The sequence below is a fragment of the Streptomyces sp. NPDC054932 genome (assembly GCF_053610205.1).
In genome coordinates this window covers 15,706-31,446 of record NZ_JBSGXU010000089.1, presented here as the reverse complement: position 1 = coordinate 31,446, position 15,741 = coordinate 15,706, and the positions used below count along the sequence as shown (strand labels likewise).

The window sequence follows — 15,741 nt, the reverse complement described above, 5'->3', positions numbered from 1 at the left end:
CTGCAGGGCAGGGCGGAGGACGGCCGGTGGATCAGCCGAGTCACAGCGACTCGAGCGATGGGGGTCCGGGGCGGCTCAGGTGCCGCTGGCCACGACGCCGATGCCGTTCCAGCCGTTGCCGCCGGCCGGGTCGCCGCCGTTCCACAGCCAGACGGAGGCGCTGTTGCCGTTGCCGGAGACCACGTAGTCGGCGTGGGTGTCGGCGTTGAAGTCGACGAACTGGACGCGGGTGTGGTCGGTGGTGGTGCCGGTCGCGATCTGGCCCACGACCTTCCAGCCGGTGCTCGGGACGGCGTCGCCGCCGCGGTTGACGTACAGGTCGACCTTGCCGTCGGGCTTGACGTAGAGGTAGTCGGCCTTGCCGTCACCGTCGTTGTCGGCGAAGCGGATGCGGCTGCGGTCGCTGGTCACACCGGACGCGATCTTGCTGGCGGGCCAGCCGTTGCCGGACTGGTCGCCGCCGCGGTTGAGGTACACGGTGACGGCGCCGTTGTCGGCGAAGGCGAGGTAGTCGGAGCGGCCGTCGCCGTCCCAGTCCGCGAAGCGGACCTTGCTCGCGTCGTTGGTGACGCCGTGGGCGACCTTGCCCAGGTGCTTCCAGCCGTTGCCCGGGTCGCCGCCCTGGTTGAGGTAGACCTCGACGGAGCCGTCGGTGTTGATGAGGAAGTAGTCGGCCTTGCCGTCGCCGTCGAAGTCCGCGAAGCGGACCCGGTTGCGGTCGGTGGTCAGGCCGGTGGCGACCTGGCCGATGCCCTGCCAGCCGTTCGCGCCGGCCGGGTTGCCGCCGCGGTTCAGCCACACGGACACCGAGCCGTTGTCGGCGACGTTGAGGTAGTCGGGCTTGCCGTCGCCGTCGAAGTCCGCCCAGCGGATGCGGTCGTTGGCGCCGGCCTCGTTGACCGCGGCCGAGCGCCGAGAGGTCAGCGACCCGATCCAGTTGCCGAGCCCGTCGACCCGGGTGTCGTACGAGGTGGTCTTCGCGTCGGCGCCGTCGAGGCAGCCGCCCTGCCAGGACCGGCTCGTGATGCCGGCGACCAGCGTGGTGCCGTTCACGGTCTGCAGGGCGGGCGCGCCGGCGTCGCCCTGGCAGACGGTGGCGTCGGCAGGGGTCTTGGGCGTGAGGTCGAACTCGCCCGCGGCGACGGTGCCGACGGTGAAGTCGGCCTTGTGGGCCTGGGCCGGAGCCCAGTCCTGGGCGGTGCGGCCGAAGCCGGGGACTGTGACCTGAGCGCCGGCCGCGGGGGCGGTGCCGGAGACGCCGACGGGGGTGATGGTGAACACGGGCTGTGCCAGGCGGGCCATGACGAGGTCGCGGTCGGCGTGCGGCACCAGGTCGGCTATCTCGGTGGTGTGCCCGCCGGACGCGTTGAGGTCCTTGCGGCCGATGGTGAGCGTGGTCCGGTTCCTCGGCGCGCCGGCGGCCACGGTGATGCTCTCCGCGGGCTTGTCCGCGAAGCAGCTCTTCGCCGTCATCACCCAGCGGGGGTCGATCAGTACCGCCGTGCAGGACCGGGTGTCGCCGATGCGGAGCTTGCCGAGGTAGGCGTACGGGTTGTCTCCGGCCGGCTGCTGCGGCGTGGCGGTGCTGGACCCGGTGACGCGCAGCTCGAGCAGCGCCGAGTTTGAACCGGTAGCGGCACCCTCACCCACGCCGACCACGGTGTCTCGGGGGACGTTGACGGTCTGGCTCGCGCCGTCAGTGGTGAGGCTGGCTCGCAGGTCCCGGCCGTGGCTCTGGACGCGGAACGTGTCGGGGACAGAAAGTGCCAGGAATCCGGTGTCGCCGGGTGCGGAGAAGCAAATGCGGTGCAGAGGCAGCGTGATGGGACGGGCCCAGACGGCGATCTGGTGTGGCTGGTCGCAGGAGGACTGGGTGATGCCACCGTCGCCGTCCACCAGTTTGGCACCGGTCGCGGCCAGCACGGATTCGGCGCCCGGGTAGGCGCCGTGCTCGACCGCGTACGGCGCACCGGCGTTGGTGGTGGGTTCGGGAGCGGCGGTTGCGAGTGGAGCTGTGGTCCCGAGGACCGCGGCGGCCACGGTCAACGCCGCGGGCAGCCTTCGTCGTATGCGCAAAGCCATGACGTCGCTTTCGTAAGAGTGAACCGCCCGCCCGAGCGGACGGGGATGAATCGGGCACATGGCGCGAGGGGAAGCCGCTTCGATTGCCCGACGATCATGGAAATAGTAATGGCTGGGCAACCTTCAAGCAGACTGCGCGTGCACGCACCGTAACTGACGGAATATCAGTTCTATTCGCCAATGGGTTTCACTCATTCGCATTCTGACAGCGAGTGGCCAGCACCGGCCCGCATGAGGGCCTGGCCTTGATCCACTTCGCTGGGCTCGCCTTCGCTCCGAATCAGCGAAGTGGACTTAGACCGTGTCCTATGTGGTGAGGCCTCGTTGACCCCCCATATGGGGCGGGGTGCTTGGAGTTGGATTGTTCCGGACGGGCTGTGGGAGATCGCGGAGCCGTTGATCCCACCGTCAAAGGTGCGGTCTCAGGGCGGCGGGACGCAGGACACACCTGATGAGACGCTGTTCGCCGCGATCATCTACGTCCTGGTCAGCGGCTGCGCCTGGCGGGCCTTGCCGCCCTGCTTCGGGATATCGAAGTCGACGGCCCACCGCAGGTTCCTGATCTGGTCGAGGGACGGGGTGTGGGGCCGGCTGCACGAGGAGATCCTGCACCGCCTCGACGACGCCAGCCTCCTCGACCTCTCCCGCGCCGTCCTCGAATCCGCCCACATCAGGGCCTCTCGGTAGCTCGGGGATGCGAATCTGACCGAGCGATGCCGGGAGGCCCTGTTGTCGTACTCGCCCGCGCCTACCGAGTTCAACTCGTCCGCCGTGTCGTGCGATTGCCTCGCGCACGTGTACGGCAAAGCGGCTGATCACCCAGACCGGGAACGCTGGTATCCGTCGGACATGACGGACGCGGAGTGGGCGGCCGTCCGCCCGCTGCTGCCGGTGCCAGCGTGGCCTTTGGGCCGGGGCGGGCAGCCGGAGGGCTACTGCCACCGCCAGATGTTGGACGCGATCCGCTACCTGGTCGCGGGCGGGATCTCCTGGCGGGCGATGCCCGCGGACTTCCCCGCCTGGGGCCGGGTCTATGCCTTCTTCCGCCGGTGGCGCGAACACGGGCTGATCGCCGAGTTCCACGACCGGCTGCGCGGCCGGGTGAGGGAGCGCGAGGGCCGCCGGGCGGAGCCTTCGGCAGGCATCATCGAGGGGCAGTCGGTGCGGGCCGCGGCCTCGGTGCCGTCCGGGTCACGCGGCTACGACGGCGGGCAGAAGGTGCCGGGCCGCAAGCGGCACATCGTGACCGACACGCTCGGTCTGCTCCTGGCCGTCGCGGTCACGGCCGCGAACATCGGCGACCGGGACGCTGCGGTGGGCCTGCTTTCGCGGCTGCGTCGCCTGCACCGCGACATCACCCTTGTCTGGGCCGACGGCGGTTACACCGGCCCCATCGTCGACCGGTGCTGTCAGAAACTCTCCCTGACCTTGGAGGTCGTCAAACGCACCGACGACATGGAGGGATTCGTGGTGCTGCAGAGGCGGTGGGTGGTAGAGCGCACGTTCGCGTGGCTGATGAACTCCCGCCGCCTGGCCCGCGACTACGAAGCCATGCCGGCGACCAGCGAGGCGGTGATCCAGTGGTCGATGGTCACACGGATGAGCCGCCGTCCGGCACGGCCACAGGCCGCCGACCGGCGCTGAACGCCCCCGACGTCTCCGGGAACAGCCACGCGCGTTCCGCCAACCGCCTGGCCTTCGACCGTACCCCTTCGACCTTCGCCGATGTCGTGGCAAGGCTCAGCTCCACCGTGATCTCCTTGGCCCGGAGCGGCCCTCGACCCGTTCCTCGTCCCTCTTCCAGCACGCCCAGAATCCGCTGACAGTCCGGTGCCAGAACCGTCACCGGCAGCCCGTCCCGCCAGGGCGGCACCACCGAGCCCGCCACCGGCGCGAACGAGGCTGCCGCTTCTTCCTCCGCCGTCACGGCTACGGTCTCGGCCGCGCAGTCCGCCAGGGCCTCGACCAGCTCCTCCCGCGCGATCACCCTCCGGTCCAGCTCGATCTCGGCTGCCTCCAACATCTCGGCAACCCGTGCGGCTTCCTCCCGCAGGCCCTCCACCCGCACGCGGGCAGCCGCCTCTCGTCCCTCCAGCACCGACGCCACCGCGCACCCCTCGACCACGAAGCGGAAACAAGACGTCGGATACATCCCTCACCTCGAGCGAAACCATGCCTGAACAGCAGGAATCAACGGATCAAGTTCGGTTGAGATACGGCTTCTGACGTCGATTGCGCGCCTCAGTCCTCATCCAAGGCCAGGACACGGTCGGCCGCGCACGCCGACGTACGACCGGGCGGCGTCGGTGAGTCAGGCGAGGCCGGCATCGGTGCCCCGGGCAGAGCCTCCGTGCAGTCGAACGACGTGGAGGACGCCCAGGCCCGGGTCCGCGGCCGCCGGCCTTGGCCGGAATGCCCTTGATGGGCATCGCTGAACCGCTTTCACCATCCCTTGGGGAGGATGCCGCCTTCTGACGCATGGCTGGTGACCGCACCGACAAACTCATCGAGCACAACGGAGTGATTGACCTGGACGAAACAACCAGCATCCTTCTCCACCCGCCACCCCTGTCGTAGAAGATAGCGGCAGAGGGGAGAATTTATGTCGAGCCGCGAAGCCATCTCAAAGAGCGCCTTTGCGCCGGTGGGCCAGTCCGGGGCTGGCTCGGACACCAGATTCCGGGGTGATGCAACGTCACGGCTTGTGAGATAGCAGGATACGACGGTGACGCCCATCTCTCGAATCTCTTCTGCGACCGGCACGGGGTCTCCGTCGGTGGACTCGCCGTCGGAGATCAGGAGGAGAATTGCGCTCTTCTTGGGCGTCGTGGCCTTTTCCATCTCCCTGGCGAAGCGATCCCTGACTGCACACATGGCCTCGAGCATGGGCGTGCTGCCGTAAATCAAGGATTCCGCATCGGCCAGCCGAACGGAGCCCTCCTGCCACTCGTTTTCGAAATCCCCCAGGGTTAAAGTAGTATCACCCATCTGGTGTGCTACCTCGCTGAGCTCTCTCGCCATTCCCGAGATGGCCGCCCTTCGTGCTCCGTCCTCAAAGGCCTTGAAGAAGTTGCCCAGTCCGTTGCTGTTGGCGATCTTCCCGAGTTCTCCCAGAGCGCTCTGTAATTCCTGATTCCGGGGTTCCGCCACCCGGCGCTGGACAAGCGTCTTGGCTGCCCTCACGAGTGACAGGAGATCGCACACAGCGCCATCACGTAAGCCGAAGACGTACCCGAAAATTGCGACGTCGAGTTGCGTGCCGCCCTCGCCCGTCGCGGCGCGTAGCGAGCGGGAATTGAAGGACCGGCTCAACGAAGACCGCGCTGCCTCCAGCCGGCTGCTTGTGTCCACTGATTGGTTGTCGAAGTTGGTCTCCATGGACCCCGACACATCCAAAGCCACGCCAATGATGGAACTGGAGCGGGGTGCACCCGGGATTCCCTCCGTGTTGCCCTCTGCTCTGTCTGTGAACTCAGCGTCGGGTTCGCTTGAAGGCGGCTGCCATTGCTCGCCGAGCTGGAGGAGGATCGGAACCGCACTATCGGCACATTTGGCAAGGCGCAGAGCAAGCACTCCCTGGCGGTAGGAGAAGTCGATCCCCTTCCCCGCCGCGACAGAGTCGTAGAACGCTTCGCTGAAGGCGATTGCCGAGCGATCCGAGATGGGCGCCTCCATGGCGATTGTGTAAGGGAGGCCCAGTGATACGAAACCGCCTTGGTGGGCCGAGTAGCAGGCGTTGAGGACGACGCAGGACAGGGACAGTGTGTATTCGGCGAGGAGTTCGGCGAAAACCTCTTGCGGTGGAATGTAGAGAGAGCCGTCCGGATGCTCGAAGGCCAGCCCGGTCCGTGTCCCATGGCCAGAAAAATGCACTACCGTGTAATCGTCGTCCAAGAGGGCCCGGCGTACATCGTCAACCGTGGTGGCGTGTCTGACGGTGAGCTCGATCTGATCTTTGTTTCGCGCCCGGCGGAAGCATTCACGAATGGTCCGATCCTCTTCCCCGAGTCGGAGCTGACTCGAGCCCCGAGGGTTGGCGAAGAGAGTGAGAACCTTGATCATCGGACCTCCAGGCTGCCCGGCCAAGCTTGCGATGACGGAACGGCAGCGTATCGCCACAAGGAGTCAGCCGGTGGGGAATCCTTGTGATACGCCTGGGCCTTTGCCATCGGAGGTGTGGCGGTGAGCGGAGTGAGTATCTGGAGCCTGGCGCTCCTGAATGCCTTGCCCGGGCAGGAACCCCGCTGCCGCGTCGGCGTCGGTGTTGTGGCCACTTCCGTGACGTCTCAGCCCCGCAGATTCGAGCAGCGCCTGCGTATGGCGTAGCTAGCACGGAAGCGCGGTCACAACCCGCCAGTTGGCGGGATCCGCCGAGACGGGAGTCGCACCGCTACTGAACTTGGTCAGCGTCCGTGATCAAGCCGGTGCTGGCCAGGCACCCGCCGACCAGGCCCGGGCGGTACTGGATCTGTTTGAGCCTGCGCTTGGCGGCCGGGGTGATCCGGCCGCGATCACTCTCGCCATACCCTCATCCGGCTCGACAAATGATCCACGAGGCGCTGCCCAGGCTCCGGCAGCGACCCGGCGGCACCCTTAACAGAGGTGCCCAACGGGCAGATTGGCGTGCTCAGCTGGCCAGCTGGAGCGTGCAGCGGGCAAGTAGCGCACGCTCAATCACAGTTGGCTTGTGGCTGAGCGTGCTGCCTGGCCTGAGATGGACAATTCCGATGCTTGGGTCCGGGGCATCCTCGCCTGTCGGCCGGAAGAGATCTGGCGGCTGCGTGCCTTCTTCCCTTGACTGCCGTTGATCAACGCGTCATCCGATCAACGGAGGAGAAACCGATGAAGAAGTTCAGCATGGCCTCTGCCGTCGCCGGCCTGATCCTGGCCGGTGCGACAGTGCCGCAGGCGATGGCCGCCGACGAACCGCATCCCGTCACCAAGGAATGCCCCGGTGGTAACCAGTACTACGGGGATGCCGACTTCACGAAGTTCTGGGAATGCTCCAACGGCGTCGCCTACCGCTTCGAATGCCCCGCCGGCCTGCACTGGGACCTCAAGCTGCTGACCTGCAACTACCCCGAACAGGCCAATCGCGTCGAAGGCGATCACCTCCGCAACTAGCCACCCCCGCCGGCCCCGGAAGGGCGTGGGGCAGCGCCCCCCCGTGTCCGGTCGTGCGGGCGCCCCTCGGATGGCTCGGATGGATGACGCGACGGCCGCCCTGCAGAGCGCCTTCCGGCTGGTCTGGCGGACCTGGAGAAGGGGCGGGCAAGCCGTGAGGGAGGCCCCTGGTGATGGTGCGACCACCGGTTGAGGCGATGCTGTCGCAGGCCGCGGAAGCCGTGCCGGGCCCGGCCGCTTGAGGGTCAGGTTTCGGGTGCCGTGTGTCCGTCGGAGCCCAGCAGGTCCTTGGCTCTGCGTTCTATGAGGATGGGCAGGTAGGTTCGCACACGTGCGTACTTGAGCTCGTCATACGCAGTTTGTACGGAGCTTCGCACCAGTGCGGCGTCCAGATGAGGGTGTGCTGTCATCAGGCGTTCGGTGACATTGCGGATGGTGAGGGCATCTTCTGCTTCCGCCGGCATTGTGCCTTGGCCCCCTCGGGGATCGCTTGCCTCGGTCTCGGGGAGCGGCCTTCAGCAGGGGCGCCGGGCCATTGCCGCTCGGTCGGCGGCTACCCGCGTCTGCCCCGGTCACGCCGGGGGCCAACCAGGTGTGCAAACGGCTGTTGGGGCCTTCCCGGTCGTCGGCGCTGTCGTCGTTGAACCAGTGGTCACCGGCCGCCAGATACCCGAAGGCGTGCGTGCTCGCGGAGGGGAACTCGACGGTGACAGCCCGCTTCCCGTCCTTGCGGGGGCGCAGGGTGTGGGCGCCGGGCTGCCGGTCGTTGAAGTCACCGACCACGCTGACGGGACCGGGCGGGGTGAGGGCGGGAAGGATGAAGGTGATCCGGGTGCGGTCCTTGCGCAGTGTGCGCTCCAGCATGGCGATCGGCTCCTGACGGCGCGGGGGCGGGGCTGCGCCCGTCCTCGGTGGCGGATCCCGGGGCTGCATTCCGACGCATCCGAACCGGGGTCGAGGCCGTCACCCGTCCGCCACGATCCGTGGCCGAGAGGGTGCGAGTGGTGACGTGCCGTGTCAGCGTGGCGGGTGGAATCCACACCCCCCACGCATCAAGGAGTCGCCGTCATGGGCGGTCAGCAGGACAAGCGCCAGGAACCGGGCAAGGGCCGCGAGGAGCAGCAGCGCCCCCAGCGCCCGCAGCGGCCCGGTCAGGACCCGGTCCACCCCGAGCCCGGCACTCCTACCCGCGGCCGGCGCCCCGAGGAGATGGAGCGGCGCCGCGAGGAGCGCGACCCGCGCGACGAGCGCGACGGCCTGCGCGAAGACTTCTGAGCGCAGCAGGTACCCCACGCACGCAGAGCCCGGCCGGGCCCCTAGCCACCTCGGCCGGGCTCTGTCACATCGCCGCATGCCCGGACACGAGCACAGGGACTCCCCACCGTCAATCCGCACCCGGCCCCCGCTACGGCGCAGCCCCGGGCCGGATCGATTGCTCGTCAGGCAGTTTGCATGCGCAGGCCAGGAGGCGGAACCGGTGGCGTGCCTGGTTGGTGGAGGGTTGGGCCGCCTCACCGCGGACCAGCCCGTATGGAGCGCGCACGTGCGTCCGGCCGTACCGCGAGGCCGGGGTCCGTCGAGAGGTTTGAGTTCGGCGCGGCGTCACTGGGGTGTCAGAGGCCGCGCTCCAGTCCGGCAGGCCGACTGGTAGGGGCTGTGCATGGCGAGGAATCGGATGTCGAGGTCGGTCTCCAGGTAGTCCATGCGCCGCTCCCAGAAGGCTTGCATGTGGGGGAGGGCGAGGTGGGCGTCGAGATCGGCCTGGGAGCGCCAAGCCTCGTAGAAGACGAAGACGCCGGGGTCGTTGCGATCCTCGTGGAAGTGGTATTCGAGGCAGCCGGACTCCTGTCGGGTCGGCTCGACGAACGAGAGCAGGAGCTGTTTCAACTCCTCGGCGCGTTCGGGTTTGGGGTGAGCGGTGCCGACGAGTGCGAAGGGCTGGGTCATGCAGGGTTCTCCCCCTGATAGGTACGGTCAATCTCGTACCTGCTGGACGCTACCGAACCAGTAGGTACGATGCAATCCATACCTGAAGGGAGGTGTTCCGAATGCCCGACGGTGAAGGCCACCCGAGCGTCGAGGAGATCGAGCTCGGCCCGGTACTCTCCGCGCTGGCAGATCCGCTGCGCCGCCGAGTGGTGCGTGAGCTGGCAGCCGAACCCGATGGCGCGGCGCGGACGTGCAGCTCGTTCGGGCTGCCGGTCTCCAAGGCGACCGTCACGCACCACTTCCGTGCACTGCGCGAGGCCGGGTTGATCCGGCAGGTCGACCGGGGCAACAGCCGGATGGCCAGCCTGCGCCGGGCCGACATCGAGCAGCGGTTTCCTGGACTGCTGGGCATCGTGGCAGCCGAGCCGGAGGTGTGAGCCCATGAGCGGGCCAGCCCCATTTACGCCTGGCGCCCTGGCCCGCTCAGCCCGCGCTGTGGGCCTTCTTGACCTCAAGCCGGGTTCAGCCCTTGGCGCAGTCGGGGACGAAAGGGGTTCGACCGTGACGGCATCGGTTACGGGTGTCACCGGGAACACCGGTCGGCACGTCGTGGCGGAGCTGGTCCACCGGGGAGAGTACCTCCGGGCACCGACGCGGGATCCGGCTGTGCCCGCGGGCAGGTTTCCGGTCGGGATGGCCGCTGTTTTGCCCGGCGGGCGGTGTGTGGTTGGGCGGCGAGCGTGGTGGAGGCGAGGTGCATCCCTGCACGGCGTCTATGCAGCCGGTTCCGTGCGTCCCCGGCAGAACTTCACGTCAAAGGAATCCATTCCTCGAGGATTGACAGGATGTAGTCGCCGTCAACGGGCTTCGTGATGTAGTCGGATGCGCCGGCTTCCACGGCCTTTTCCCGATCGCCCGGCATCGCCTTGCCGCTGAGCGCGATGATGGGCGTCCCGGCGAACTGAGGTAATCGCCTGATCTGGGTCATGGTTGCATAGCCGTCCATGACCGGCATCGAAATGTCCATGAGAATGATGTCGACCTTGTAATCGTTGGTCAGCATCTCGATGCACTCCCGCCCGTGCTCTGCATAGAGAACCGCGTAGCCTCTGGTCTCCAGCAACGTGGCCAGGGCGAAGACAGTGCGGACGTCGTCGTCGACGATGAGGACGATCCGGGGGAGCGCCGTCTGCGCGGCGGCCGACGGTGACGCTTGTGTGTCGGTGATGCGCCGTCCAGCCCGATAGGGGGCAGCGGAATTCCTGGGCGCTGCCGGCATTGAGCTGGCGGTGTCCCCATCCCGTTCCGCAGGCGGGTCGTTGGGCAGGAACAGTGTGAAGGTGGACCCGGCGCCCGGTTCGCTCGTTGCGTGGATCTCTCCACCGAGGAGCCTCGAGATCTCCCGGCTGATGGTGAGACCCAGACCCGTCCCTCCGTACCTCCGGCTGGTGGTGCCATCAGCCTGCCGGAAAGCCTCGAATATCGTATCTATGTTCTCGTTCGAGATGCCGATACCGGTGTCCGTCACGGAGAAGGCGATCACGTCGCTGCCCAGGTCCCTCAGGGATCCGCTCGCCAGCATCAGCTCCCGGATGCCCCGCGGTACGCCTGCGCCAGCCCGATGGACGGTCAGCGCCACAGACCCTTGATCGGTGAACTTCACGGCGTTCGACAGGAGATTTCGCAAGACCTGTTGGAGACGTCGCTCGTCAGTCTGCAGAATGGGCACGTCATCATCGACCAGCACCAAAAACTCCAGATGCTTATCTTTGGCCAGCGGTTCAAAGATCTGGAACAGCTGGTCACCGACCTGGGAAGCCGCGACCGTGGTGAGCGTGACGTCCATGCGGCCGGCCTCGATGCGAGACTGGTCGAGAATGTCGTTCACCAGTTGCAGCAGGTCCGAACCCGCGCCGTGGATGGTCTCCGCGAACTCCACTTCCTTCGGAGAAAGGTTGTGATCAGGGTTCTCGGCCAGGATCCTTGCCAAGATCAGCAGGGAGTTCAGGGGAGTGCGCAGCTCGTGCGACATGGTCGCCACGAAGTCAGTTTTGTGCCGCATGGACAGGGCGAGCTGTTCTGCCCGCTCTTCCAGCAATCGCCGCGCATATTCGATCTCCTGCATTTTGGTCTCGACCCGGCGGTTCTCCTCCGCCAGCAGTCCGGCCTTCTCCTCGAGCGCTGCATTGGCCACCTGGAGGTCGCGCTGCCGCCTTTCCAGTTCATCGGAGCGCTCACGCAACTGCTCAGTGATCTCCTGCGACTCGCTGAGGAGGCGGCGGGTCTTCTGCTGCTCAAGGATCACTGAGCTGCTGTGCTCGATGAGGTTCACGACCTCCTGAGGTATGTCTGGCCTGCGCTCGCCGACCCAACGCTGCGCCTCCGCGACCCGCGTGGCGGAAAGAAGGTCACCTTCCGATGCCCGCTCTTCCACCACCGCCAGCCATTGCTGGAAGTCCGCATCCTCATCGACCCAGGTCGCGAGCCGCCGCCATTCCCGGATGAGCGCCTCGTGTGCGATTTCAGCCGTGTCGGGCCCGCCGGGCCCGATCACGACGAGCCGGAGATCCGGAGCAGCCAAGAGCTGAGCGACGTACCAGTCATCACCGAGATGAGAGCGCTGCGCGGTCACCCGTACGGCGCTCGACGCCCCACCACGCGCGCGGACCATGGCGAGCAACACCCGCCGAATGCGTGCCGCGTGCACATGCTCGGACAGCAGGCGGTACGCCTTCTCGGCGTGCTGGTTCAGAGCCCCCGAGACGCCTCCGAGGCTGTAGTAGCTGTCGAAACTGACCCGCCGGTCCTCCTGCAGCGGCCAGAGCTCGGTCAGAGCGAACTCCAGCAGGGGCAGGCTCCCGGCAGACCTGCTGGCTTCTGCCGCGATGGCTGCGGCGAGGCCCGGTGTGAAGGTGACGCCGCTCAGCGTGGCAGGCTCGACGATCACACGGCTCAACGCCGCCTCATCGAGGGGGGACACGTTCAGCTGCCGATCCTGGAGGCGCGGGCCGACGTTGGGCATCGAGAGCATATCGGGCAGGAAATCGGCGCGCAGCGTGCAGATGAGCCTGACGTGCTCGCTCTGCAGCGTGTCGGGAGGCGGAAACATCGCCTGAAGGAACTCAAGCGGCTTCTCGTCTTCGGGGCCGCCGTTGAGGACCTCCTCGAACTGATCACCGATCAACGCGATACGACGCCCTGTAAGCAACGAGACCTTGCTGGCGACCGCCCAGAAACCTTCGACACGCAATGCCTGGATGCGTTGCTCCAGCTGCTCCAGGGAGTGGTTGGTGCCGGGTTGCTCGAGCCCGAGCAGGGCCCGAGCCACGGCTGCGTACGGAGACCCGCCGGGCCGGAACGTTGCAACGGACCATCCATCCTCGGCCAAGGCCGGCTCGAGGCCGGCTGCCACCAGCGAGGACTTTCCCACCCCTGACGGACCGGTCACCACCACGAGCGGCTGAACGCGAACCATGTCCCGCAGACGGCCGACCTCCCGTTCACGGCCGACGAAGTACCCGGCCTTGGCGTCGTCCGCCGTGAACGCCTGCAAACCCCTGTACGGGCAGGCCGGCAGCGCGCTACGCCCAAGGACGTCCGACCAGGACGCCACGATCTCGGCCACGGGAACCGCGTAGGCATCACCCGCGGCACCGCCTCGGCTCGCCACGGCGACCATGCCCACGATGGCATCACCCCAGCGGTCTGAAACGATGACGGGAGCCCCGCTGTATCCGGGCTGAGCCCGCAGCGCGGCCTCGCTCGCGGCATCCAGCTGAATCAGACCACCACCGACGGCCCCGCGTAAGACGCAGGAGGTCCACGCTCCGTTGACCTCACGAGGCGGATTGCCGGGATAGCCGAAAACAGCAACCTCTCTTCCACCCGCGATCCCCATGCGGGAGTCGAGAAGCCTTGCCGCACCTGCCCCGACGGGGACCAGATCACCGCCCACGATTGAGAGGCCTGCAACGTCACGGCCGGCCGACCCGGCCCCCGGTGGAGGATCCCAGGCATCGATGCGGCAGTTTCGGACCGGCCCTCCCTCGGCATCACCCAGCAGCACGAACTCCACCTGGATTCTTGCTCCGTCAGCGGGCTGGCCACGGCTGTCCTTCTCACGTCCCAACGCCACGTTGACCACATGGGCACAGGTCACGACCTGATTGGGGCCCACCATGAACCCGACGCCGACAGGGGCCTCCGACGCCTTGGCCCGCACTTTGACGACGAAGCCCTCGCGGCGCACGGCCGCGCCGCTCAGGAACGAGTCCAGACGAGCCGAACGGCAAAGTTGACCTCTGCAGTTCCCTTCGCGATCACCACCCCGGTCTCACCGCCCATCTTGAGGCCGAACTCGATCTCGGCTTCCTGCGGACCCAGCTCCCGGACCATTTCGGACACCCGTGTCAGGGTGGGCTTCACCTGGTCGAGCGCTTCTTGCAGCGTGACCCGCGTACGCGTGGCCAGGTTTCCACCCGCAGCCAGTTCGAGGTCCGAACCGTTGAGGTCACCCGAGACCTCGAACACCGCGACTCCGTCGTCCTGATCGTCCAGCGGAATGGTGAGGAGATGCTCCATCTATTACCCCCGACTGACTGGGCGGCGATCGACGCAGCCCGCGATGAGGCCTCCATTCTGGGACAGGTGTGTCCTTCGCCGCAGGCAAACGTGTACGCACGAGCGGGGCGACCATCCGACCGGACCCCAGAGCCGGTAGACGCTGCCTCGCAGTTGCCCGGTGCGGGGCGCCAGGAGGTCGAGACCGCCACGGAGGCAAAACTGCGCGCAGGGTCCGCAGCCCCTGGGCGACTGGCGGGCAGCGGCTACCGTCCGTGCGGGCCGCCGCCCCCCGTTCACCGCCCACCTGGGCAATTCCGTGAACTTGCCCCCGGCGGAACAGCGTGAACGTCCGCATCCCCGCCCGTGCCTGGCCGGGAGGCCGTAGCCGCCTTCGCGGGGGAGGCTCCGGGAGTGGCTGGGCTCCCTGGTCTCTCAGCGGAACGCGGTGACGTTGCGGGTCGCCCAGTCGGCGAAGGGGCGCGGGGCGCGGCCGAGGACCCGCTGGACGTCCGGACTGACACGCAGTTCGGCCGGGCTCGGGGAACCGAGGATGTCCAGGGTGTCGTCGGCGAGCTCCGCCGGCATGCTCCGGGTCATGGCGGCTTTGGCCTCGCTGCGGGTGAGCTCGTGAAACCTCACCGGAGAGCCCAGCGCGGCGGCGATGTCCTCCGCCTGTTGGCGCGGAGTGATCACCTTCGGGCCGGTCAGCTCGTAGACGCCGTGGGTGTGTCGGTCATCCAGCAGGCAGGCCGCCGCGACCGCGGCGATGTCCGCCGGGTCGATGATGGGCACCCCCACGTCGCCGAACGGCGCGGCGACGAGCCGTTGTGCGCGGACGGACTCGGCCCACCACAGGGCGTTGGAGGCGAAGCCGCCCGGCCGCAGGACGGTCCAGTCCAGGCCGGACTCCCGCAGTGTGTCCTCGAGCGCGCGCATCGCGATCCGTGTCGGGCCGAAGGGCCTGGTCGCCACGCCCAGCGTGGAGAGCAGGACGACCCTGCGGACCCCGCTGTCCGCGGCTTCGCCGATGATGTCGGCGGGGCCGGCTCCAGTGGCGTGCAGGTCGCCGGACAGCAGCAGGAACAGCGCCTTCGCGTCGGCCAACGCGGGCCTGAGGCCGGCCGGCTCGGTCAGGTCGGCCACCACGTGGCGGGCCCCGTCCGGTACTGCCGCCGTATGCCGCGACACGGCCGTCACCTGCCGGCCCGCCTCAACCAGCTCCTGCGTCAAGGCCCGGCCGATGTTCCCGGTGGCTCCGGTCACCACGATCATGAGTAACTCCTCGTCAGATGTTCTCGGTGGCCTCACGCTAGAAGCCGGGCTAACTTCTGGTAAGGACATACCTTCAGGTAAGTTCATGACATGGTGGGAAGCATGCAGCGCAGACAGCCCGAGGCCGGCAAGCGGTATGACGTGCTTCACACCGACTGCCCCGCGCGCGATGTCGTCGACCACGTGACCAGCAGGTGGGGCGTCTGGGTGCTGATCTCCTTGCGGAGCAACAGCCTCCGGTTCTACGAGCTGCGCGACAGCATTCAGGGCATCAGCGAGAAGATGCTTGCCCAGACCTTGCGCGCGCTGGTCCAGGACGGCCTGGTCTGGCGGGAGGTCGAGCCGACGACGCCGCCCCAGGTCACCTACGGGCTGACCGATTTCGGCCAGGACGTAGGTGAACCGCTGACAGAGCTGTTCGACCGGATCACACAACGGCTGCCGCCGCCCATCGGGGAATAGCGTGGGAGCGGCTGGTGCACATTCACGACGCGATGGACGAACTGCTTGTGCCAGATCCTCGCCCTGATCCCATAGCGCGGCTCCAGTCACTTCCTGGCCGAGGACGCCGAGACGAGGACCGTCTGTCCGGCCGGTCCGCGAGCCCTGCTGCGTCAGGGTCGGAGGGTGGGTTGGTGCGCCACGGCGTTGCCCATGTCGGGCCGGGGTTGCGTGACGTCCTGGAGGCATTCCTGGCCGCCTTGACCTTCAGGTCGAGGGCGACCACCGCAGCGAGCCCGGTCCGGGACGTGGTCCGGCCGCTGTTCTGAG

13 protein-coding genes and 1 pseudogene are annotated in these 15,741 nt (G+C 67.5%); 6 read left to right on the top strand and 8 right to left on the bottom strand.

Annotated elements, in window-relative coordinates; genetic code table 11:
• Window positions 1-75: 75 nt before the first annotated feature.
• Window positions 76-2,082, bottom strand: coding sequence for an FG-GAP-like repeat-containing protein (locus ACWGE1_RS23285; RefSeq protein WP_453422414.1), 2,007 nt, complete (start codon window positions 2,080-2,082; stop codon window positions 76-78).
• 336 nt (window positions 2,083-2,418) lie between these two features.
• Between ACWGE1_RS23285 and ACWGE1_RS23280 the strand changes: the two are divergent.
• Window positions 2,419-2,766: pseudogene (locus ACWGE1_RS23280) on the top strand (transposase); the annotation flags it as partial.
• 45 nt (window positions 2,767-2,811) lie between these two features.
• A complete protein-coding gene (locus ACWGE1_RS23275) occupies window positions 2,812-3,726 on the top strand; it encodes an IS5 family transposase (protein WP_453422413.1) in 915 nt (304 codons plus the stop codon).
• Here ACWGE1_RS23275 and ACWGE1_RS23270 read toward each other — a convergent pair.
• Both ACWGE1_RS23270 and ACWGE1_RS23265 read right to left on the bottom strand, forming a co-directional pair.
• Entirely contained in the window at window positions 3,674-4,234 is a 561-nt protein-coding gene (locus ACWGE1_RS23270) for a hypothetical protein (RefSeq protein WP_453422412.1), read from the bottom strand. The two genes, ACWGE1_RS23275 and ACWGE1_RS23270, sit on opposite strands and share 53 nt — an antisense overlap.
• Before the next feature lie 290 nt (window positions 4,235-4,524).
• A complete protein-coding gene (locus tag ACWGE1_RS23265; RefSeq protein ID WP_453422411.1) occupies window positions 4,525-6,201 on the bottom strand; it encodes a CHAT domain-containing protein in 1,677 nt (558 codons plus the stop codon).
• A gap of 723 nt (window positions 6,202-6,924) precedes the next feature.
• Here ACWGE1_RS23265 and ACWGE1_RS23260 point away from each other — a divergent pair.
• A complete protein-coding gene (locus ACWGE1_RS23260; protein ID WP_453422410.1) occupies window positions 6,925-7,206 on the top strand; it encodes a carbohydrate-binding module family 14 protein in 282 nt (93 codons plus the stop codon).
• 245 nt (window positions 7,207-7,451) lie between these two features.
• On the opposite strand, the gene ACWGE1_RS23255 is transcribed toward ACWGE1_RS23260, so the two are convergent.
• Window positions 7,452-7,670: a three-helix bundle dimerization domain-containing protein gene (locus ACWGE1_RS23255; protein WP_453422409.1), complete on the bottom strand. Its 219-nt coding sequence runs from the start codon at window positions 7,668-7,670 to the stop codon at window positions 7,452-7,454.
• Between the two features lie 604 nt (window positions 7,671-8,274).
• Here ACWGE1_RS23255 and ACWGE1_RS23250 point away from each other — a divergent pair.
• Window positions 8,275-8,481 carry a hypothetical protein gene (locus tag ACWGE1_RS23250; protein WP_453422408.1) on the top strand — a complete coding sequence of 69 codons (207 nt, stop codon included), beginning with the start codon at window positions 8,275-8,277 and terminating at the stop codon, window positions 8,479-8,481.
• A gap of 327 nt (window positions 8,482-8,808) precedes the next feature.
• Here ACWGE1_RS23250 and ACWGE1_RS23245 read toward each other — a convergent pair whose 3' ends face one another.
• Window positions 8,809-9,153: a putative quinol monooxygenase gene (locus tag ACWGE1_RS23245; protein ID WP_453422407.1), complete on the bottom strand. Its 345-nt coding sequence runs from the start codon at window positions 9,151-9,153 to the stop codon at window positions 8,809-8,811.
• 101 nt (window positions 9,154-9,254) lie between these two features.
• Here ACWGE1_RS23245 and ACWGE1_RS23240 point away from each other — a divergent pair, with 101 nt between their 5' ends.
• Window positions 9,255-9,572 (top strand): ArsR/SmtB family transcription factor, encoded by a 318-nt coding sequence (locus tag ACWGE1_RS23240; RefSeq protein ID WP_453422406.1) that lies wholly within the window; start codon window positions 9,255-9,257, stop codon window positions 9,570-9,572.
• A 371-nt stretch (window positions 9,573-9,943) separates the two neighbouring features.
• Here ACWGE1_RS23240 and ACWGE1_RS23235 read toward each other — a convergent pair whose 3' ends face one another.
• From ACWGE1_RS23235 to ACWGE1_RS23225, 3 genes are all read right to left on the bottom strand, one after another.
• Window positions 9,944-13,384: an nSTAND1 domain-containing NTPase gene (locus ACWGE1_RS23235; RefSeq protein WP_453422405.1), complete on the bottom strand. Its 3,441-nt coding sequence runs from the start codon at window positions 13,382-13,384 to the stop codon at window positions 9,944-9,946.
• Window positions 13,385-13,395: 11 nt separating this feature from the next.
• On the bottom strand, window positions 13,396-13,716 hold the full coding sequence (locus ACWGE1_RS23230; RefSeq protein WP_453422404.1) for a CU044_2847 family protein: 321 nt from the start codon (window positions 13,714-13,716) through the stop codon (window positions 13,396-13,398).
• A 414-nt stretch (window positions 13,717-14,130) separates the two neighbouring features.
• Entirely contained in the window at window positions 14,131-14,970 is an 840-nt protein-coding gene (locus ACWGE1_RS23225) for an SDR family oxidoreductase (RefSeq protein WP_453422403.1), read from the bottom strand.
• Window positions 14,971-15,072: 102 nt separating this feature from the next.
• On the opposite strand from ACWGE1_RS23225, the gene ACWGE1_RS23220 reads away from it, so the two are divergent.
• Window positions 15,073-15,432 (top strand): winged helix-turn-helix transcriptional regulator, encoded by a 360-nt coding sequence (locus ACWGE1_RS23220; protein WP_453422402.1) that lies wholly within the window; start codon window positions 15,073-15,075, stop codon window positions 15,430-15,432.
• The last annotated feature ends 309 nt before the right edge of the window (window positions 15,433-15,741 follow it).